Annotated in this window: 20 protein-coding genes; 13 read left to right on the top strand and 7 right to left on the bottom strand. The window is 62.5% G+C overall.

Annotated elements, in window-relative coordinates; translation table 11 throughout:
- Positions 1–579, bottom strand: a 579-nt coding sequence (gene trpA / locus AC2CHD_RS19335; protein ID WP_484554955.1) for a tryptophan synthase subunit alpha, incomplete at its 3' end; no start/stop codon positions are given.
- Positions 580–624: 45 nt separating this feature from the next.
- Positions 625–1,845: a tryptophan synthase subunit beta gene (gene trpB, locus AC2CHD_RS19330; protein ID WP_484554954.1), complete on the bottom strand. Its 1,221-nt coding sequence runs from the start codon at positions 1,843–1,845 to the stop codon at positions 625–627.
- 206 nt (positions 1,846–2,051) lie between these two features.
- Between trpB and AC2CHD_RS19325 the strand changes: the two genes are divergently transcribed.
- The 6 genes from AC2CHD_RS19325 (at position 2,052) to AC2CHD_RS19300 (ending at position 8,754) form a co-directional block, all read left to right on the top strand.
- On the top strand, positions 2,052–3,032 hold the full coding sequence (locus AC2CHD_RS19325; protein WP_484554953.1) for a helix-turn-helix transcriptional regulator: 981 nt from the start codon (positions 2,052–2,054) through the stop codon (positions 3,030–3,032).
- A gap of 194 nt (positions 3,033–3,226) precedes the next feature.
- Positions 3,227–4,672 carry a xylulokinase gene (locus tag AC2CHD_RS19320; RefSeq protein WP_484554952.1) on the top strand — a complete coding sequence of 482 codons (1,446 nt, stop codon included), beginning with the start codon at positions 3,227–3,229 and terminating at the stop codon, positions 4,670–4,672.
- 13 nt (positions 4,673–4,685) lie between these two features.
- Positions 4,686–5,600, top strand: a complete 915-nt coding sequence (locus AC2CHD_RS19315; protein WP_484554951.1) for a sugar ABC transporter substrate-binding protein — start codon at positions 4,686–4,688, stop codon at positions 5,598–5,600.
- Between the two features lie 11 nt (positions 5,601–5,611).
- A complete protein-coding gene (locus tag AC2CHD_RS19310; protein WP_484554950.1) occupies positions 5,612–7,129 on the top strand; it encodes a sugar ABC transporter ATP-binding protein in 1,518 nt (505 codons plus the stop codon).
- On the top strand, positions 7,126–8,055 hold the full coding sequence (locus AC2CHD_RS19305; RefSeq protein WP_484554949.1) for an ABC transporter permease: 930 nt from the start codon (positions 7,126–7,128) through the stop codon (positions 8,053–8,055). Before AC2CHD_RS19310 ends, AC2CHD_RS19305 begins: the two co-directional genes overlap by 4 nt.
- 3 nt (positions 8,056–8,058) lie before the next feature.
- Positions 8,059–8,754, top strand: coding sequence for a GntR family transcriptional regulator (locus AC2CHD_RS19300; protein ID WP_484554948.1), 696 nt, complete (start codon positions 8,059–8,061; stop codon positions 8,752–8,754).
- Here the strand turns inward: AC2CHD_RS19300 and AC2CHD_RS19295 are convergent.
- Both AC2CHD_RS19295 and AC2CHD_RS19290 read right to left on the bottom strand, forming a co-directional pair.
- Positions 8,751–9,137, bottom strand: coding sequence for a hypothetical protein (locus AC2CHD_RS19295; protein ID WP_484554947.1), 387 nt, complete (start codon positions 9,135–9,137; stop codon positions 8,751–8,753). The two genes, AC2CHD_RS19300 and AC2CHD_RS19295, sit on opposite strands and share 4 nt — an antisense overlap.
- A 144-nt stretch (positions 9,138–9,281) precedes the next feature.
- A complete protein-coding gene (locus AC2CHD_RS19290) occupies positions 9,282–10,400 on the bottom strand; it encodes a Gfo/Idh/MocA family protein (protein WP_484554946.1) in 1,119 nt (372 codons plus the stop codon).
- A gap of 104 nt (positions 10,401–10,504) precedes the next feature.
- Between AC2CHD_RS19290 and AC2CHD_RS19285 the strand changes: the two genes are divergently transcribed.
- The 7 genes from AC2CHD_RS19285 to AC2CHD_RS19255 all read left to right on the top strand — a co-directional run bounded on the left by AC2CHD_RS19285 (position 10,505) and on the right by AC2CHD_RS19255 (position 17,871).
- On the top strand, positions 10,505–11,317 hold the full coding sequence (locus AC2CHD_RS19285; protein WP_484554945.1) for a MurR/RpiR family transcriptional regulator: 813 nt from the start codon (positions 10,505–10,507) through the stop codon (positions 11,315–11,317).
- 142 nt (positions 11,318–11,459) lie between these two features.
- Positions 11,460–13,382, top strand: a complete 1,923-nt coding sequence (locus AC2CHD_RS19280) for a bifunctional 5-dehydro-2-deoxygluconokinase/5-dehydro-2-deoxyphosphogluconate aldolase (RefSeq protein WP_484554944.1) — start codon at positions 11,460–11,462, stop codon at positions 13,380–13,382.
- Positions 13,379–15,202: a 3D-(3,5/4)-trihydroxycyclohexane-1,2-dione acylhydrolase (decyclizing) gene (gene iolD, locus AC2CHD_RS19275; RefSeq protein WP_484554943.1), complete on the top strand. Its 1,824-nt coding sequence runs from the start codon at positions 13,379–13,381 to the stop codon at positions 15,200–15,202. The genes AC2CHD_RS19280 and iolD overlap by 4 nt, the downstream gene beginning before the upstream one ends.
- Positions 15,203–16,111, top strand: a complete 909-nt coding sequence (gene iolE / locus AC2CHD_RS19270; RefSeq protein WP_484554942.1) for a myo-inosose-2 dehydratase — start codon at positions 15,203–15,205, stop codon at positions 16,109–16,111.
- Positions 16,108–16,308, top strand: a complete 201-nt coding sequence (locus tag AC2CHD_RS19265) for a DUF3329 domain-containing protein (protein ID WP_484554941.1) — start codon at positions 16,108–16,110, stop codon at positions 16,306–16,308. The genes iolE and AC2CHD_RS19265 overlap by 4 nt, the downstream gene beginning before the upstream one ends.
- Positions 16,309–16,318: 10 nt before the next feature.
- Positions 16,319–17,134, top strand: a complete 816-nt coding sequence (iolB, locus tag AC2CHD_RS19260; RefSeq protein WP_484554940.1) for a 5-deoxy-glucuronate isomerase — start codon at positions 16,319–16,321, stop codon at positions 17,132–17,134.
- A 104-nt stretch (positions 17,135–17,238) separates the two neighbouring features.
- Positions 17,239–17,871 (top strand): MarC family protein, encoded by a 633-nt coding sequence (locus tag AC2CHD_RS19255; RefSeq protein ID WP_229450874.1) that lies wholly within the window; start codon positions 17,239–17,241, stop codon positions 17,869–17,871.
- A gap of 7 nt (positions 17,872–17,878) precedes the next feature.
- Here AC2CHD_RS19255 and AC2CHD_RS19250 read toward each other — a convergent pair whose 3' ends face one another.
- From AC2CHD_RS19250 to AC2CHD_RS19240, 3 genes are read right to left on the bottom strand one after another with little or no spacing between them, the layout of a single operon-like run.
- Positions 17,879–18,523 carry a CDP-alcohol phosphatidyltransferase family protein gene (locus tag AC2CHD_RS19250; protein ID WP_484554939.1) on the bottom strand — a complete coding sequence of 215 codons (645 nt, stop codon included), beginning with the start codon at positions 18,521–18,523 and terminating at the stop codon, positions 17,879–17,881.
- Positions 18,520–19,470, bottom strand: coding sequence for a phosphatidate cytidylyltransferase (locus AC2CHD_RS19245; protein WP_484554967.1), 951 nt, complete (start codon positions 19,468–19,470; stop codon positions 18,520–18,522). Before AC2CHD_RS19245 ends, AC2CHD_RS19250 begins: the two co-directional genes overlap by 4 nt.
- The gene (locus AC2CHD_RS19240) at positions 19,470–20,108 is read right to left on the bottom strand and encodes a lysophospholipid acyltransferase family protein (protein ID WP_484554938.1); all 639 of its coding nucleotides are present in this window, start codon (positions 20,106–20,108) and stop codon (positions 19,470–19,472) included. The genes AC2CHD_RS19245 and AC2CHD_RS19240 overlap by 1 nt, the downstream gene beginning before the upstream one ends.
- Positions 20,109–20,144 lie beyond the last annotated feature (36 nt).

Genomic DNA, 20,144 nt, shown 5'->3' with positions numbered 1-20,144 from the left:
ATTGTTCGTGTCCGGCAGGGCCGAGCCTGTCACACCCGTCATCGACACGTAATAGACAAAGCCCGACGTGTTCTCCAGAACCTTTGGGAGACGTTCCTCGTCTGTCGTCGGCGTTGCCAGACGAATGAAGTTCAGCCCCGCCTTGATCGCCGGAACGCAAAGCTCCTCGTCCATCTCCGGCGGCAGATCGACGATGATCAGCCCGTCAATGCCGGCTTCCTTCGCGTCAGTGAGAAAGCGCTCCACGCCATAGATGTAGATCGGGTTGTAATAGCCCATCATCACGATGGGCGTGTCGTCGTCGTCTTTGCGGAAGTCCCGTGCCATCTGGAGCGTCTTCGCCAGCGTCTGCCCGCCCTTCAGCGCGCGCAGGCCGGCGGCCTGGATGGCCGGGCCATCGGCCATGGGGTCGGAAAAGGGCATGCCCAGCTCGATCACGTCGCTGCCCGCCGCAGGCAGCGCCTTCATGATCGAGAGCGACGTCTCATAATCCGGATCCCCGCCCATGAAATAGGTCACGAGTGCCGGGCGGTTTTCTTCCTTCAGCCGCGCGAAGCGGCGGTCAATGCGGGTGGTCATGCGGATACTCTCTTCAACAACGGGCTTCAGACGGGGCGATGTGGCTCACATCTCCATGCCGAGCATCTTTCCGACGGTGTGGACGTCCTTGTCCCCGCGTCCGGAGAAATTGACGATCATGATCTGGTCCCTGCCCATGGTCGGCGCGAGCTTGATCGCATGGGCAATCGCATGGGCCGATTCCAGCGCCGGGATAATGCCCTCAAGCCGCGTCGTCATCTGGAACGCCTCGATCGCCTCATCATCCAGAATGGGCGAATAGATCACACGGCCTGAATCCTTCAGCCAGCTATGCTCCGGCCCGACGCCGGGATAGTCGAGCCCGGCAGACACCGAATGCCCGTCGAGGATCTGCCCGTCTTCATTCTGCAGAAGATAGGTGCGGTTGCCATGCAGCACGCCGGGGCGGCCCGCCGTCATGGAGGCACAGTGCTCGTCACCCGCAAGCCCATGCCCGCCGGCCTCCACGCCGTGGATTTCCACCTGACGATCATCGAGGAAGGGGTGGAACAGGCCGATGGCGTTCGAGCCGCCGCCCACCGCCGCCACGATGGCATCGGGCAGCCGGCCTTCCAGTTCCTGGATCTGCTCGCGCGCTTCCGTGCCGATCACCGATTGCAGCTCGCGCACCAGTTCGGGATAGGGATGCGGGCCTGCCGCCGTGCCGATCAGGTAATAGGTGTCCTCGACATTGGTCACCCAGTCGCGCAGCGCCTCGTTCATGGCATCTTTCAGCGTGCCATGCCCGGAGGACACCGGTTTCACCTCTGCGCCCAGCAGGTTCATGCGGAAGACATTCGGCTTCTGCCGCTCCACGTCTGTCGCGCCCATATAGACAATGCAGGGCAGGCCGAAGCGGGCGGCCACGGTGGCCGATGCCACGCCATGCTGGCCGGCGCCGGTCTCGGCGATGATGCGGGTCTTGCCCATGCGCTTGGCGAGCAGGATCTGGCCCAGGCAATTGTTGATCTTGTGCGAACCCGTATGGTTCAGGTCCTCGCGCTTGAAGTAGATCTTCGCGCCGCCCAGATGCTCGGTGAGCCGTTCGGCGAAATAGAGCGGCGAGGGCCGGCCCGTATAGTGCCGGCCCAGATGCTCAAGCTCGGCGCGAAACGCCGGATCGTCCTTCGCCTCGTTCCAGTGCTTTTCCAGATCGAGGATCAGCGGCATCAGCGTCTCGGCAACGAACCGGCCGCCGAAGATCCCATACATGCCCTCATCGTCAGGGCCGATCCGGAAGGAATTGGGTTCCATGGGTGCAGTCATACGCGCAACGTCCCTTTTTCGCTTTTCCCGATTGAGGCATGGCCGGGCGGGACAAGTCAAACACCTGTCTCGAAAGAGAAGGTGAGTTAGTCGCCTGAAAATAAAGCGGAAAGTTGGATTGTCCTGCGTGGCATGAAAGGCGACTTGTTCCTTTCGCGGCCCAGCTTTTTCTAGACAGGTTCCATCGTCCTGTTATCCTCGCAGTCATGGTGGTGACTGATCTCATCGACGCGTCGCAAAGGCTTGGCCGGGTGCCCGGCCTGCATTCGCTCGACATCGCCGAGGCCGAGGCCGCCATCGGCGCGCGTTACAGGCCGCATCGCCTTCTGATGCCCTCCGGAGAAGCCGCGCTCGACTTTCGGCACCATGCCGTCGCAGGCGAGGGGGCATCCCTCAATCTCCTGCGCTATGGCCCCGACATCGAGATCGAGGCCGGCATCTTCGACACGTTCTATATGCTGGAGTTCCCGCTTTCCGGCGGGGTGGACATTCTCTATGGGCGCGACCGTGTCGCGTCGCGTCCGGGTCATGGGCTCATCCTGTCGCCCGGCCCCTTCGTGCGCTCCAACTGGCGGCCCGGCACCACGCAGGTCATGCTGCGGCTGGAGCGCGATTTCGTGGAGCGCGCCTGGCAGCGCCATACGGGCGACCCCGTCCGCCGCACACCATTCTTCAAGCCGGAGATCGACCTCGACACGCCGGTCGGGCGGCGGCTGGCGCGCCTTTTTGGGCTCATGGTGGCAGAGGAGATCGAGGCCGCAGACAGCACGGCGCTGTCGCCCATGCCGCTCGTCAACGCGGTTCTGGAAACGCTCTTTGCCCATGTGCCCTGCCGCGAGGCAGAGCCCTCGGCGCTCGCCGCCGCCGGCCCGCTGCCGCGCTATGTCTTGCGCTACAAGGCGCTGCTTGATGATCCCGCCGCGCTGCCGCTCACCGTAGCGTCGCTGTGCGAACGGCTTGATGTCTCCCAGCGCACGCTCACCACAGGCATGCGCCGGTTCACCGGGCTTTCCCCGCATGATTATCTCACCATGCGCCGCATGGAGCACGCCCGGCTTCTGCTCGAACGCGATGGCCTGCCGGTGGCGGCGGTGGCCGCGTGCGTCGGATATGCCCATGCGGGACGCTTTGCCGCTGCCTTTCGTCGCCATTGCGGTCACAGCCCCGCCGACATCCGCGCGACCTGACGCGTTTTCGGAAGTCGTTGTCCAAATCGGGAAATGAAATGGCGGTAGACCCTCCCTTCTTGTTGACAGGGTGGGCATTTCGCCCCGCACTCGTGGATCACTGCGCGAAAAAGGGGAACGGACCTTGCAAAAAGGCCAGCGCGCGGCGAGACGGTGGACATTGAATTCGTCCACCCCATGAGAGGGAGGTTGGTTTGAGCCGGACCGTTCTGGCCATTGATATCGGGTCATCGGCCCTGAAAGCCGTTCTGTTTTCTGAGCATGGCGGGATGCTGGCCGCCCGGTCGTCGTCCATCGCCACCGCGGCCGGGGCCGACCGCTCGCAGACGCAGGACCCCGCCAATTGGTGGGCGGCGCTTGTCTCCGCGCTGGCAGACATGCCCGACAGAGAAGACATTGAAGCGCTCGTCTTTACCGGTTCCATGCAGAACCTGATTGTTCTGTCACCGGAGGGCGAAGCGCTGGCATCTGCCGCGCTCTATTCCGACCGCCGCCTCGATGAAGACGAGATGGCCGAACTCCAAGCCCGCCTGCCGAATGATTACGCAGAGCGTGTCGGCAATCACCCGGACCCGGCCCACACGATTTTCAAACTCATGCGGCTTGACCGTTTCGCGCCCGATCTTCCTGATGAACACCGCTTCTTCTTCGGCGCGAAGGATGCCGTCACCTTCCGGCTGACCGGCCGCGCTGCGATCGATCCAACCGTCGCCTCCACCACCGGCCTGATGAACATCGCAAAGCGGTGCTGGGATGCCGATCTGCTCGTCACTGCGGGTGTCGAAGCGTCGCGCCTGCCTGAAATCCTCCCGGCGGACGAGATCCTTGGCCCGTTGCGGGCAGAAGCCGCCGCAGAGCTCGGCCTGAGCGAAGGCATCCCTGTGTTCAATGGCGCAGGCGATGCGGCAGCGGCCACATGGGGTGCAGCCGCTGACGCGCCGGGACGTGCCTATGCCTATCTCGGAACCACCGGCTGGGTTGCCGCCACGCTCACCATGCAGGATGCCGCGCCCCCGCGTGACATCTACACGCTTGCCGATCCGGTCCATCCCGACCGCGCCATCATCATCTCGCCATTTCTGACGGCGGGTGCCGCCATGGACTGGCTGGCCGAAACCACGGGCGAAAGTGTCGAAGCCCTGCTGGAAGCGGCTGCGACGGCGGATGAAGCGCGCGCCGCGCCGCTCTTCCTGCCCTATCTCTCGGGCGAGCGCGCTCCATTCGAGGATCAGCGCGTGCGTGGCGCATTCCTTGGCCTCGACCGCACCCATGGCAAGGGCGCAATGGCGCGCGCCGTGCTTGAAGGCGTGGCGTTCGCCATCCGGCACAATCTGGAAACCGCCGGCCTGCCGCCATCGCCGCTCACCGTCATTGGCGGCGCGGCCCGTACGCCGCTGCAGCGGCAGATCCTCGCCGACGTGCTGAAGCGCGACATCGCCTTTCCCGATGCAAGCCAGGAGATGACGGCGCGGGGCGCATTGCGCATGATCGCGGCAAAGGCCGGCTTATCGCCTGCCGCCGTCGATGCGTCGCCAGCGCACACACAGGGCTCCACCCATGCCAAAAGCTGCGACAGCCGCTACCAGGCCTATCTCGCAGCCTCCCGCTTTGCGCGGGAACACGCCAATCTGATAATCTGACCCGGAGGAAACCATGAAACGCATGCTCCTTACCACGGCCGCACTGGCCGCTTTCGCCCAGATCTCCACGGCCCATGCCGAGGACATCGCCGTGCTGACGCCCTATCTGAGTTCCGTTGCCACGAATGAGATGGTCGAGACCTTCAAGACCGATTCCGAGGCCAAGGGGTGGACGGTGAACGTCGTCGACACACGCGGCGATTTCCAGCAGCTTGCAAGCCGTGTCGAGGACGTCACCAATGCGGGGGCGGACGCCATCGTGCTGGTCAGTGTCGATCCCAACCAGATCGCCGATCAGGTTGCCGCCGCCGCGGGCAAGGACATCCCCGTTTTCGTGCTCGACGGCGCGCTTGCCGATGGCGTGACCGCCAACATCACCACCGACAATTTTGCCCTTGGCACCATCCTCTCCGATTACCTGTTCGAGGCGCTGGGCGGCGAGGGCAACATTGTCAAATTCTTCCACTCCGCGCATCCCGGCGTTCGCCAGCGTGAGCTGGCGCTGGATGCGGCGCTTGAGAAGAATGATGCCGTCAAGGTCATCGCCGAGCATTATGTCCAGGTGCCAGGCCCAATCGACCATGCGCGGCAGGCGATGGAAACCTTCATCCGCCAGCACGGCGAAAAGATCGACGGCGTCTGGGCCGCGTGGGACGAGCCGGCCATTGGCGCGCTGCTTGCACTTCAAAGCGACATGCCCGATGCAGACATCGTGATCGCCGGTATTGACGGCAATCCCCAGGCGGTGGATCTGATCAAGCAGTGCACCAATCTCGCCGCCACCGTGCGGCAGGATTTTCCGGGCATTGCAAGCGCCGCGGTAGGAGAAATCGAGACGGTGCTCAGCGGCGGCGATCCATCGTCGCGCGAGATCTTCGTGGAGGCCAAGGTGGTCGAACGCGAAACGCTCGGCGCGAACTGCGAGTAAAACCCGCAAAGATGCTTGAGATCGAAGGGCTCACAAAACGGTTTGGCGGCGTCACGGCGCTCGATGGCGTGCGCCTCGACGTTGCCGCCGGGCGGGTCCATGCCCTTCTGGGGGAGAACGGGGCGGGCAAATCCACCCTGCTCAAGTGCCTTTCCGGCGTGCACCGGGCCGATGCCGGAACGATGCAGCTTTCCGGCAGGGCGTATCAGCCGGCAGATCCACGCGCGGCGGAAGCAGCCGGTCTGCGCACCGTGCACCAGGAGCTCAATCTCGTTCCGGGCTTCACGGCCTATGAGAATGCCTATGTGGGTCGGGCCTATCCGCGCCGCCTCGGTCGCGTCGACTGGAAGGCGATGCGTTTGCGCTTTGCAGCGCTGCGCGACCGCTACCGGCTCGATCTCGACATCGACGTGCCGGTGGGGCGCCTCTCGGTCGCCAAGTGCCAGATTGTCGAGATCCTGCGCGCGCTGATGGACGATGCGCGGGTGTTGATCCTCGACGAACCCACCGCCTCGCTGAGCGAAGAGGAGGCGACCGTCCTGCGCCGCATCGTGCGCGATCTGGCCGATCAGGGCTGCGCCATCATCTTCGTGTCGCACCGGCTCGATGAGGTGTTCGCGCTGGCGGATGACTACACCGTGCTGCGCAATGGCCAATCCGTCGGCAGCGGGCAGATCGCCGACACCTCGCGCGACGAGATCGTCGGGCTCATGGCGGGCGAGGCGTTTCGCCATGAGCGCCATGGCGATGCGCGCGTGCCGGGCGACCCCGTTCTGGAGCTTTCCGGATTCCGCGTGAGCCCGGTCCGCGCCCCCATTGATCTGACGGTGCGCGCCGGCGAAATCGTCGGGCTCTATGGCGTGGTCGGCAGTGGCCGCTCCAGCCTCCTGAAAGCCATATGGGGTGCAAGCGGTGTGGCAGCGGGCGGTATCGCGCTTGAAGGTGCGCCGCTCCCGGCCTCGGGCATTGAGAGCCGCAAACGCGCCGGCGTTGCCTATGTTTGCGAAGACCGGCGCAACACCGGCCTCGTCATGCATCACTCCATTCTCGACAATGCCGTCCTGCCGCATCTCGATCACCATCGCGCCGTCGGTTCCTTGCCCGTTGTCTCGTGGCGGCGGGCGCGGGCGGGCATTCGCTCCGCGCTTGAAGGGCTCAGCGTCAAATATGGCGGCCTTGGCGATCGCATCTCCACCCTGTCGGGCGGCAATCAGCAGAAGATCATGATCGGCCGCTGGTTCGATCCGTCGCTGAAACTGTTCCTGCTCGATGAGCCGACGCGCGGCGTGGATGTGCGCTCCAAGGCGGAGATCCACACCCTGTGCAACCGCCTTGCGGGCGAGGGCGCGGCCGTTCTCTTCGCCACCAGCGATCTTGAAGAACTCCTGATGCTCGCAAGCCGTGTCGTGGTCATGGCGCAGGGGGCCGTCACGCTCGATGCGCCCAACAGCGCCGTCACGCGCCAGTCCGTCATCGACGCTACGTTTCACGCCTCGCCGCAGCCATCAAAGCCGGAGACACGAGTTTGAGCTTTTCCGCCCGCTACGGAACCCTGATCGGCCTTTTGGCCATCGTCGCCCTTTTTGCCGCGCTCTCGCCGGAGGCCTTCGCCAAGGGCTCGAACCTCATCAACATCACGCAGCAGATGTCGCTGCTCGCCATTGTTGCGCTGGGGGCCACCTTCGTCATGTCGCTGTCGGAGTTCGATCTTTCGGTCGGCGCGGTGGTTTCCATGGCGGGCATTGTTTCCGTCACGCTGTTCGGCGCCGGCTGGGGCATCGTGCCAGTCATGCTGGTCACGCTCATTGCAGGCTTTGCCGTCGGTGCGATCAGCGGGCTCGCCATCGCCACCTATCGCATGCCGAGCTTCATCGTCACGCTTGCCATGGGCACGATTGTCGGTGGCATCACCTACTGGATCAGCGATGGCGCAACGCTGTTCGGCAACATTCCGGTGGGCTTCCGTGATCTGGGGCGCGGCTATCTCGCCGGTATTCCCGTTCTCACGCTCTGGGCGCTCGCGGCGACGCTGTTTGCCGCCTTCATTCTCGACCACACGGAGCTTGGCCGCCGCATCCTCGCCATTGGCGGCAACCGGGAGGCGGCACGGCTCACCGGTGTGCGCATCGTGCCCAACAGTGTGTGGGCTTTCGGCCTCTGCACGCTGTTTGCCGCGCTTGCCGGCCTGCTTCTCACCGCGCGTCTCGGCAGCGCCCATCCGACCGGCGGCAACGGTTTCCTGCTTCAGGCCTATGCGGCAGTCTTCCTCGGCATGACCGCTTTCCGAGACGGGCAGGCCAATGCGCTCGGCACGCTTCTGGGCGCGGCGATCATCGCCGTGGTCGCCAACGGTCTCACCATTCTCGGTGTGCCGAACTATCTGCAGGATATCTTCACCGGCCTCATCATCATCGGCGCGGTGCTGGTGCGGAACATCGGCGGCAGGGCGGCCTGAGGCATGGGAGCGGATCACGCCTATCAGCGCCTTGCCAACAGGCTCATCCGCGAGCTGACAGGCGGTCTGTGGCGCAATGGCGATCCGCTGCCATCGGAAAACGCGCTGGCCACGGCCTACGCGGTTTCGCGACGCACCGTCAGGCAGGCGCTAGAGCTGCTCCAGCGCGAGGGTTTCGTGTCGAAGGGGCAGGGGCGCAGCACCGTCTACCGTGAACGCGCCATCGGGCGCAGCGGCGAGAAGCTGATGGATTTTCCCACCGCCGCGCGCGAGGCCGGCTTTCGCCCGTCAACGCGTCTTGTCTCCACGGGGCGTGTTGAGGCGGGGCTCTCCATCGCCCATGCGCTCTCACTGCCGCTTGGAACCGAGGTCTTCGAGATCCGCCGGGTGCGCCTTCTGGAGGGCCGTCCCGTCGTTCATCAGACCTCGCTTTTGCCGGCAGCTCTGGCTGAGAAGCTGAACGTCTCCAGCCTCGCGGAAACCTCGCTCTACACCATGTTGCGGGCTGCCCTTGGCGGCGAAATTTTCCTGGCGCGCGAGCACGTCTCGCTTCTGTCGGCTTCGCAAGAAGAGGCAGAGGCATTGTCCATACTGAAGGCCTCGCCGCTGCTTAGGGTCCAGCGCGTGGTGGTGGATGGGGGAGGCCGGCCCGTTGAATATTCCAACTCGGCCCTGCAGGATTCCTTCTTTCGGTTCTAAAGCCGCTCCACAAGCTTCACCTGAAACGTGTGCATCTGCCCCTGACGGGAGATCGAGATATATTCGCCCTGCCGAAAGCGTTCTTCGCCGAGGCGGAAGCCGATCTCGTCGTCGCGGTCGCCTTCTTCGTAATCGAAATACCATTGCCCGCCGGGCTTGCGGCGCAATCGGCCGATCTTGTCTTCCGCATTGGGTTCGAAGCGCCGCACGCGGCATTGCGCTTGGTGCTTCTTCCATTCCGCGGCGTCGAGATGCCCCTCCGTGTCGAGCGGAACCAGCAGGTCATATCCTTCGTCATGATCGCCCAGGGGGTGGCCCTTCTCGCGGGCCAGTTCCAGGCGCACATGCCGGAATTTCGGGGAGAGATCAGAAGCTGAGGTCATGCTGGATCCTTTCGTTCTCCACCACCCTATGGGTATGATTCTGGTCCTGCTTTGACAAAGATCAAGCAGAGAAATTGCCCCTTCTCTCGTGGCGGTCAGATCCGGCCACCGGTCGGCGCGGCATTGAAAGGGTTCATGCCCGCCCTACACCGTCACACGCTGTCCCTCGTGTGCAGAAGCAGCGATGGCGTGAATGACCTTCTCGAACTCCAGCGCGTCCGTGAAATCGGGACCAACTTTCGCACCGCCTGCTATTTCCCGCAGGAAGGCACCGGCCTCCAGAACCTTGAGATCGTTGAAACCGAGCTGATGGCCGGGCGCGGGACAGAACGCAGCATACGCTCCATGGGTCGGGCCGGTGAGTATTGTTCGAAATCCCTGCTCGGCCGCCGGACCCTCGTTCCGATAGAGTTGGAGCTCATTCATGCGCTCCTGTTCAAAAGCGATCATGCCCTCGGTTCCATGAACTTCGAAACCCAGCCGGTTCTTGCGCCCCCATGCGGAACGGGAGGTGGCCAAAATGCCTTGTGCCCCGCTTCCGAACCGCACCAGGGCCGAAGCCACGTCCTCATTTTCCACCGCCCCGCGCCCGTTTCCGTCGGGCATCGGGCGTGTCTGATGAATGGTCTGCATATCGGCGATCAGGCTTTCGATGGGCCCCATCAGTCCATAGGCCATGGAAACCAGGTGGCAGCCGAGATCACCAAGCGCGCCGAGCCCGGCATCCTCGATGCGCGCTCGCCATGTCCAGGCGAGTTCCGGATCGGCTTGGTAGTCCTCGTCCACAAAGCCGCGAAAATGTATCGGTGTGCCGATGGCGCCCCTGGCAATCAGTTCTTTGGCATGTTCGAAGGCCGGATTTTTGATGTAGTTGTAGCCGACCATGGTTTTGACCCCGGCCCTGGCCGCGGCTTCTGCCATGGTGCGAGCTTCTTCGAGTGTCAGGCCCATCGGCTTTTCGCAATAGACGTGCTTGCCGGCTGCAATGGCTGCCAGCGCCATCTCGCAGTGCATCCGGTTTGGGGTGGTGATGGAAACAAGCTCCACAGCCGGGTCATCGACCAGAGCGCGCCAGTCTTCCGTGGCGCGCGCAAAACCGAATTGCGCAGCCATCTGCTCGGCGCGCGTGGCCGGCGTGTCGCACAGAACCTCCAGTCGCGCTTCCGGCACATCGGCGAGGACAGCCCTTGCTGCGCGAAAGGCCAAAGCATGAGCCTTTCCCATGAAACCCGTCCCGATCAGGCCGACGCCGATGTCGCTCATGGAAATTCTCCTCCAATACTGGAATTTTTATTCCAAATGCGTAAGATCATCCCAGCCACGCTGTCAAGCGAAAGACCCATCGAGCAAAAGAAAGAGAGCCGGGCATGAGAGAGCCTTCCGCACCACAAACAATCGAGGAGTTGCTCGATCGAATGCTCGAAGTTTCAGACGGTTTGCCCAAGCGGTTGAAGCAGTGTGCTGATTATGTAGCCGCAAATCCGGATCGCATCGCGGTGTCCACCGTTGCGGAAATGGCGGAAGGCGCCGGTGTGAAACCATCGGCGTTCATGCGGTTCTGTCAGGTGCTCGGCTTCTCCGGATTTTCGCAGATGCAGCGGCTTTTTCGGGATTCCTATGTTCAGAATTGGCCCGATTATCCGACGCGGCTTGAAAAGCTGAGAGAGAGTGGGGCGGGGAGTGCGTCCGCACTCCTGGCCGAGTTCATCGAGGCCGGACGTTTGTCGCTTGAAAGCCTAGCAAAGACCATCGATCCGGAGACGCTCGACGCAGCCATCAAAACTCTGTCTCAAGCGAATATGGTGCACATCGTCGGGTTGCGTCGGGCATTTTCAGTGGCAGCCTATTTCGCTTACGCCTTCGAGAAGATGAATGTGCCGACGATGATTCACGACCACGTCGGCAGGCTCGACAACCGGCATGCCATCCGCAAAGGCGATGCCGTCATAGCAATCACTTTTGCGCCCTATACGACCGAAACCGTCGAATTGGCCGAAGCCGCGCGCGCTGTCGGTGCCGACGTGATCGCAATCACCGATGCCATCGCAAGTCCGTTGCGGCCCATCACCCCTCTTATGCTCACCGTATCCGAAGCCGATTTCGGCGCCTTTCGATCACTCTCTGCAACGCTGTCACTGGCTGTGGCGCTCGTGGTCGCTGTGGGCGCCAACACGCAGTAAAATGGAATTCTGATGTTGATTTTGCCATTAAAATAGAACATATCTTCCATTATGTGAATGATGGAGCGCCGGACCCGGTACACCATCGCCCTCTGCCGTTGCGCGACCACAAGCGCGGCAGAAATGTATGGAGGAGACAAGGATGAAGTCCCTCGACCTCATCACCATCGGCCGCTCCTCGGTCGATCTGTATGGCGCGCAAGTGGGCGGGCGGCTGGAGGATATGGGCTCCTTCAACAAATATATCGGCGGATCTCCCACCAACATCGCGGCAGGCACGGCACGTCTCGGCCTCAAATCGGCATTGATCACGCGGGTGGGCGACGAGCATATGGGGCGTTTCATCCGCGAAGAGCTCGAGCGCGAAGGTGTCGACACACGCGGTGTGGTGACCGACCCCGAACGCCTGACGGCACTTGTGTTGCTCGGCATTCGCGATCAGGAGCAGTTCCCGCTGATCTTCTATCGCGAGAATTGCGCCGACATGTCGCTGGGTGAGGAAGACATCGATCCGGATTTCATTGCCGAGGCCCGCTGTGTGTGTGCGACCGGCACTCATCTTTCCCATCCGCGCACCGAGGCCGCCGTTCTCAAGGCGCTGCGGCTTGCCCGCGAGCATGGCGCGCTGACCGCGCTCGATATCGATTACCGTCCCAATCTCTGGGGGCTTGCCGGGCATGACGCCGGTGAAAGCCGCTTCATCGAATCCGAACGTGTCACCGCCAAGCTGCAATCCACCCTGCCTTTGTTCGACCTGATTGTCGGCACGGAAGAGGAGTTCCACATCGCAGGCGGTTCCACCGACACGGTTGAGGCGCTGAGAAATGTGCGTGCGCTGACGGACGCCGTGCTCGTGTGCAAGCGGGGACCGATGGGAGCCTCCGCCTTCAAAGGCGCGATCCCCGACACGCTGGATGAGGGCGAGGCAGGGGAGGGGTTCCCGATCGAGGTGTTCAACGTGCTTGGCGCGGGCGATGGTTTCATGTCCGGGCTTCTGAAAGGGTGGCTCTCGGGTGAGGACTGGCCGACAGCGCTGAAATACGCCAATGCCTGCGGCGCCTTTGCGGTCTCCCGTCATGGCTGCGCGCCGGCTTACCCATCGCTTGAGGAGCTGGAATATTTCTTCCGCACCGGCATTCGGGAGAAGGCGCTGCGCAAGGATGCCGCGCTTGAGCAGGTGCATTGGGCGACGACACGGCATGGCGAGTGGCCGCAGATGCGTGTTTTCGCCTTCGATCACCGCATGCAGCTGGAAGCCATGGCCGATGAGGCGGGCGTCTCGCATGAGCGCATCGGCGACTTCAAGAAACTGTGCCTCGAGGCGGCAAAGACCGTCGCTGGCGGGCGCCACGGATATGGAATCCTGTGCGATGGCCGGCTCGGGCGGGAAGCCCTCTACGCGGCCTCGGGCTCCGGACTGTGGATCGGCCGTCCGGTCGAATGGCCGGGCTCGCGCCCGCTCACGCTGGAACCGGCCATTGGCCCCGATTGCGGCGGGCTCAATGAATGGCCGCTGGAAAACGTGGTCAAGGTTCTGTGCTTCTATCACCCGGACGATGAGCCGCCGATGCGAGAAGAACAGGAAGAAACGGTCAAACGCCTGTTTGCCGCAAGCCGCCGCAACCGGCTGGAAATGCTGCTCGAAATCATTCCGTCCAAGGTCGCCGTGTGTGACGATGACACCGCAGCCCGCGCCATTCAGAGGTTTTACGAGATCGGCGTCTATCCCGACTGGTGGAAACTCGAACCGATGACCTCGCGCGCCGCATGGCAAAAGGCCTGCGATGCGATCAAGCGCAACGATCCGCATACGCGCGGGATTGTTGTGCTCGGGCTTGATGCGCCGGCAAAGGAGCTGGAGGAGAGTTTCGCGGTTGCCGCCTCTTTCGATCTGGTCAAGGGTTTCGCAGTTGGTCGCACCATCTTCGCCGAGGTGGCGCGGCGCTGGCTTTCCGGCGCGATCGACGACAAAACGGCGATTGCTGAAATGGCGAGAAATTACGCAGATCTCTGCGCTGTCTGGGATCGGGCGCGGGCACGGGCGCAAAAGGGAGAGGCAGCATGAAGACAACCCGGCTGACGGCGGCGCAGGCAATGATCCGCTACATCGCCGCCCAGAAGAACGAGGACGGCGAGCCCTTCATCGCCGGCATGTGGGCCATTTTCGGCCACGGCAATGTGGCGGGCATGGGCGAGGCGCTTCATGCCGCGCGTGAAACGCTCACCACCTATCGCGGGCACAATGAGCAGTCCATGGCGCACGCCGCCATCGCCTATGCAAAGCAGCTTGGCCGCCGCCGCGCCATGGCGGTAACATCGTCCATCGGCCCCGGCGCTACAAACATGGTGACGGCGGCTGCACTCGCCCATGTGAACCGCCTGCCCGTGCTTCTCATACCGGGCGATGTCTTTGCCAATCGTGGTCCCGATCCCGTCTTGCAGCAGATCGAGGATTTTGGCGATGGCACCGTAAGCGCCAATGACTGTTTCCGCCCTGTCTCGCGTTATTTCGACCGCATCACCCGGCCCGAGCAGCTCTTGACCGCGCTGCCACGCGCCTTCCGCGTTATGACAGATCCGGCCGATTGCGGGCCGGTCACACTCGCCTTCTGCCAGGATGTGCAGGCGGAAGCGTATGATTGGCCGGAGAGTTTCTTTGCAGAAAGAACATGGCGCCGCCGCAGGTCCCGGCCTGATGAAACGGAACTGGCCGATGCCATCGAAACCATCCGCGCCGCAAGCCGCCCGGTGATTGTGGCTGGCGGTGGCGTTCACTATTCAGGGGCTTGCGATACGCTGAAAGCGTTTGCGGAAAAACACGCCATACCGGTGGTGGAAACGCAGGCTGGCAAGTCCGCGCTCCCGTGGGACCATCCGCTCAATCTCGGCCCGGTCGGGGTCACGGGTTCGGCGAGCGCCAATGCGGTCTGCGAGGAGGCGGATCTGGTTTTCGGCATCGGCACGCGCTTTCAGGATTTCACCACCGGGTCCTGGGCACTGTTCAAAAAACGGCCCGGAATCCTGTCTCTCAACGTTCAGCCCTACGATGGCAGCAAGCACGACGCGCTGGCGCTGATCGCCGATGCCGATGTCGGCCTCAAGCTTCTGACTGAAGGGCTCGGTGGATGGAAGGCGGAAGCGCCATCGCCGGCACTGAAGGAAGACTGGTTCAGGGCCGCCGATGCGGTGACGGAAGCACCTTCGATGGACGAAAACGCGCTCCCCACCGACATGCAGGTCATCGGCGCGGTGCAGCGCGCGGCGCGTGAAAACACGGTGGTCATGTGCGCGGCCGGCACCATGCCCGGCGAATTGCACAAGCTGTGGAAAGCCGGGCGCCCCGGCTCCTATCACATGGAGTATGGCTATTCGTGCATGGGTTATGAGATCGCCGGCGGACTGGGCATCAAGATGGCCGAGCCCGAGCGAGACGTGATCGTGATGCTGGGCGATGGCTCCTACATGATGATGAATTCGGAGCTGGCCACCGCAGTTTCCATGGGCATCAAGATCACCGTGGTCATCACCGACAATCGCGGTTTCGGTTGCATAAACCGGCTGCAGATGGGCACCGGTGGTGCCGAGTTCAACAATCTGCTCGACCATACGCACCATGTGAACCCGTCGCGGATCGACTTTGTCGCCCACGCGGCTTCGATGGGGGCCAGGGCGTGCAAGGCCGGTTCCATTGCCGAGCTGGAGGCCGCCCTTGCCGAAGCGCGCTCTGCCGAGGGGCCTTTCGTTGTGGTGATCGACACGGACCCCTATCCCTCGACAGAGGCTGGCGGGTACTGGTGGGATGTCGCCGTGCCCGAGGTTTCCGACCGGCAACAGGTCAAGACCGCCCGCAGGGCCTACGAAAAAGCGCTGAAGGAAAGACACTGAATGATCCGTTTCGGCACCAATCCCATTGCCTGGTCGAATGATGACGATCAGACCATCGGCGCGCATATTCCGCTTGAGCAGTGCCTGTCGGAAACGGCGACCATTGGCTTTGACGGCATCGAGAAGGGGCACAAGATGCCCTCCGATGGCGAGACGCTCAAAGCGGTTCTGGCCGGGCACGGCCTCGTCTTCGTTTCCGGCTGGCACTCGCTCAACCTTCTGGCCAATGCCATCCAAACCGAGAAGAAGGCGATCCAACCGCATCTCGACATGCTGAAGGCGAATGGCTGCAAGGTGTGCATCGTCTGCGAGACGTCGAACGCCATTCACGGCAACGATGCGGTTCCACTGGCGGACCGTCCCCGCCTTGAGGATGATCGCTGGCCAGCCTTCTGTGCCGGCGTCGAGGACATTGCAGAGTATTGCGCGGGCCAGGGCGTCACACTGGTCTATCATCATCATATGGGCACCGTGGTTGAAAAACGCGAGGAGATCGGTCGCCTGATGGATGGCACAGGCCCCGCGACCCACCTTCTGCTCGACACCGGCCATGCCTGGTTCGGCGGGGCCGACCCGGTGGAACTGGCCGAGACCTATGGCGAGCGGGTGGCCCATTTCCATGCCAAGAATGTTCGCCCCGCCATTCGCAGCGAAGTGGAGCAGGAAAGGCTGTCCTTTCTCGAAGGCGTGCGTCGCGGCGTTTTCACCGTGCCGGGAGACCCCGAAGGTGGCATCGCGTTCGAGCCTGTGCTGAGCGTGCTCGCGAAGAAGGGCTATGATGGATGGCTCGTGATCGAGGCCGAGCAGGACCCGCTCAAGGCCGACCCGGTCAAATATCAGTCCATGGGCTTGAAAGCGCTCCGGCAGGCAGCGCATGCTGCCGGCCTCACCCGGAACCCTGCAGAATGAGTTTTCTCGATCCACGCCATCCCTTCTTCAAGCCGCTTTGGCGACGGGTGGTCGTGGTGGCCGTCTGTCTTGGCTGGGGACTTTTCGAGTTTTTCTCCGGCGCGCCGTTCTGGGGAATGCTGTTCACTGCCGCAGGCGTCTATGCGGCCTGGTCGCTGCTCTACACCTTCACGCCCGGCGACACCGAAAGCGAATAAGGGAGGAACCATGCCCGATCTTCTGGTCAAACCCGCAGGCACCGCCGGCAAGGTGCACGACATCACACCGGCATCGGCAGGCTGGGGCTATGTCGGCTTCGGCCTCTACCGTTTGAAAGCCGGCGAAACGGCCTCCGAGGCGACAGGAGACCGCGAGGTCATTCTCGTACTTGTGGAAGGGAAGGCGGATATTTCGGGCGCAGGCAAGGCTTTTGGCGAACTGGGCGAGCGCATGAATGTGTTCGAGCGCCTGCCGCCTCATGCAGTCTACATTCCCGATGGGACCGAATGGCAGGCCACAGCCACCACGGACTGCACGCTCGCCGTCTGCAGTGCGCCGGGTAAGAGTGGCCATGAGGCACAGGTGATCGGCCCCACAGGCATCAGCCTCGAAGAGCGCGGCAAGGGCGCCAACACGCGCTACATCCACAACATTGCCATGGAAGGCCGCGATGTAGCAGACAGCCTGCTCGTCACAGAGGTCTACACCCCGCAGGGCAACTGGTCGTCCTATCCGCCGCACCGGCATGACGAGGACGATTTCCCGAACATGACCTATCTGGAGGAGACCTATTATCACCGGCTCAACCCGGCGCAGGGTTTCGGCTTCCAGCGTGTGTTCACCGAGGATGGCGAACTGGACGAGACGATGGCCGTGAGCGACCATGATGTGGTTCTGGTGCCGAAAGGGCACCACCCCTGTGGCGCGCCCTATGGCTATGAAATGTACTATCTCAACGTCATGGCCGGCCCACTGCGCAAATGGCGCTTCGCGAACCATCCGGATCATGACTGGATCTTCCGGCGGGATGCAAAAGCCGGCTGATACCAGCGTCGCCCGTGGCGCAGCTTGATGCCATACTGCCTCGGAATTCAGTGAGTCGTTTTTTGCTTTGGCAGTGAGGCGAAATCGGCAGGCGGGGCAGGATCATGGACTACACCGAACTGACAAAAGCCTTCGGCGCATTCTTTGCCATCATGAACCCGTTCGTGAACTTGCCGATCTTTCTGGCGCTGACGGCAGGTTTCACGGTTCAGCAGCAACGCTTTCTGGCATTCAGAATTGCGATTTTCTCAGCCATCATGTGCGCTGTTATCCTATTTGCCGGCCAGGCGATCATCGGGTTTTTCGGCATTACTGTCGATCAGTTTCGCGTCGCTGGCGGCATCGTGCTGGCGCACATCGCCTGGTCGATGCTCAATGGAAACGGCTTCTCGTCCCACCATGGAACCGAGAGCGAACAGAATCGCATGGGCGACCTCTCGGGGCTCGCCTTCTATCCGATCACCTTTCCGATGATTGTCGGTCCCGGCACCATTGCAACATTGATCATCTATGCGGGGCATGCGGGCGGGTTTGAGGCGACTTTGGCCGTCGGCTCTGTTGTCGCCATCATTCTGGCGATCCTCTTCGTTGTTCTTTTCTTCGCAGCAGAAATCGGACGTGTGCTGAGCGAAACCATGCGCGTGATCACCACCCGGCTCATGGGCATGATCCTGCTCGCCATCGCCGTGGAGATGATCGTCGCAGGTGTGAAAGCCGTGCTGCCGGGCCTTGCCTGAAGATAAACTAGGCCTGGCCGCGCAGCTCCTTCACCAGCCGCACGGAGCGGCGCAGTGCTGTCAGGACCGCGCCGATGGCGACGATCCAGAGTGCCACCGTCAGCACCTCGCCACGCCCGTTCCAAAGAGGTTCGAACAATGAAAGTGCGGCGGCAAGTGTGATCGCCGCCATCCGATGCGGTTTCGCCATGGGGCCGGAGAAATCCGCTTCCTGGCCGCAGGCGCGACCCAGCTCACGCACATAGGCGGTGAGGACGGCGAAGCCGGCGGCGGCCCAGCCAAGCGCAGGCTGGTCGACCCCATAGCCCACGCCGATGAGGATCGCGATGTCGGCCACACGGTCGGGGAACTCGTTCCAGAAGGCGCCATCCGGCGATCCCTTACCCGCCTCCACGGCCACCATGCCGTCGAACAGATTGCACAGCAGCCGGCATTGCACCAAAAAACCGGCCAGAACCAGGAGAAAAGCCCGCGCAGCGCCCTCCGTCTCGCCCACTTGCCAAAAGGCAAGACCGGCAAGCGCCGCGAACACCACGCTCGCCATGGAGATCTGGTTGGGCGTGATGGATGTTTCGGCCAGCCGGCGGGCCACGGCCTTCGCCCAGCCGGTGTCGCGGCTCGCCAGAGGGCGGCGGTTTTCGGTCTTGTTCATGTGAGCGACCACCAGTAACGCACGAGGTGAAAGAAGATGGGGGCGGAAAAGATCACCGAATCCAGCCGGTCGATGAAGCCGCCATGGCCGGCGATCAGATGCCCCCAGTCCTTCACGCCACGGTCGCGCTTGATGGCCGACATGACGAGCCCGCCGAAAAAGCCCATGAGCACGATGACAAAGGACAGCAGTCCCGCCTGAAATGGCGTGAAAGGTGTCATCCAGAACAGTGCCGCGCCGACAAGCGTGGCGCTCAGCGCACCGCCGATGAAGCCTTCAACCGTTTTGGAGGGAGAGAGTTTTGGCGCGATCTTCGTGCGCCCAAGCATTTTGCCCCAGACATATTGCAGCACGTCGCTCGACTGCACGACGACCACCAGGAAGGCGATCAGAAGCAGGTTGCGCCCCTCATAGCCGGGGATCTGCAGCGTAAGCAGTGCCGGCACATGCGAAACGCAGAAGACGCAGATCATCAGCGCCCATTGGACTTCCGCCACACGCACAAGGAAATGGTCCGTGTCCCCCCGCAGGGCCGAGATGATGGGCATCAATAGAAACGCATAGACCGGAACGAGGATCGAATAGAGCCCATACCAGTCGATATAAACCAGATAATACTGAACCGGCAAAACAATGAAGAATGCGGAGGCAAGCGCCCAATGATCGCCGCGCCGTGTGTCCGTCAGCGTCACAAACTCACGCAGGGCGGCGAAGGAAGCGAAGCCGAAGAGCAGAATGGCTCCCAATCGGCCGAAAAGCAGCGCGCCGCCCATCAGGATGATCATCACCCACCAGGCATTCACCCGGTCGTTCAGGTTTTCGATGACGGTGTTGGTTCCGTCGGGGGAGAGCTTGCGCTTGAGAAGGCGTCCTGCGAGAGAGGCCAGAACAAGTACGGCGGTGAGCCCGCCGAGCAGTTTCAGAAGGTCTATCTGATGCTCGTTCATCATGCGTTGCCTTCGACTGTTCCGGAGGTGGATAGGAGCGCGTCGCGTGCTCGCTTCACAAATGCGTCCTTGGTCTCGTCGGATTCCACACGCAAGGGCGCACCAAACGTGACCGTGCAGATCAGCGGAATCGGAACAAACTCTCCTTTTGGCATGACACGGTTCAGATTGGCGATCCATACCGGAACGAGATCGATGTCGGGCCGTTGTTTTGCCAGATGAAAGATCCCGCTCTTGAAAGGCAGAAGCGGATTGTTCGTCTCATTGCGCGTGCCTTCGGGAAAGATGATGAGCGAGGCGCCGCCATCCAGTGCATCGGCCATCTGCTTGATCGGGTCGTCGGCACGTGTCTTGCGGTCGCGATCGATCAACACGGCGTTGAACACATCGCGGCCGATAAAGCGCCTGACGGAGGATTTCAGCCAATAGTCCGCGCCCGCCACCGGACGGGTCTGCTCGCGTAGGCGCGGAGGCAGGACCGTCCACAGGAGAATGAAATCGCCATGGCTGACATGATTGGCAAAATAAATTCGCTGTCGGGGGATAGGTTCAATGCCATCCCAAACGGCCCGCACGGCAGTGATGAAGCGCGCGAAGAGCGTGATAGCACCAGCCGCGAGCCGCGTCAGGAAACTCATTTGATCCTCAGACCCAGAATTCGATTCGACCCTGCA

Source organism: Nitratireductor sp. ATLC21, assembly GCF_057196525.1.
This window is presented reverse-complemented; position numbering and strand designations above follow the sequence as displayed.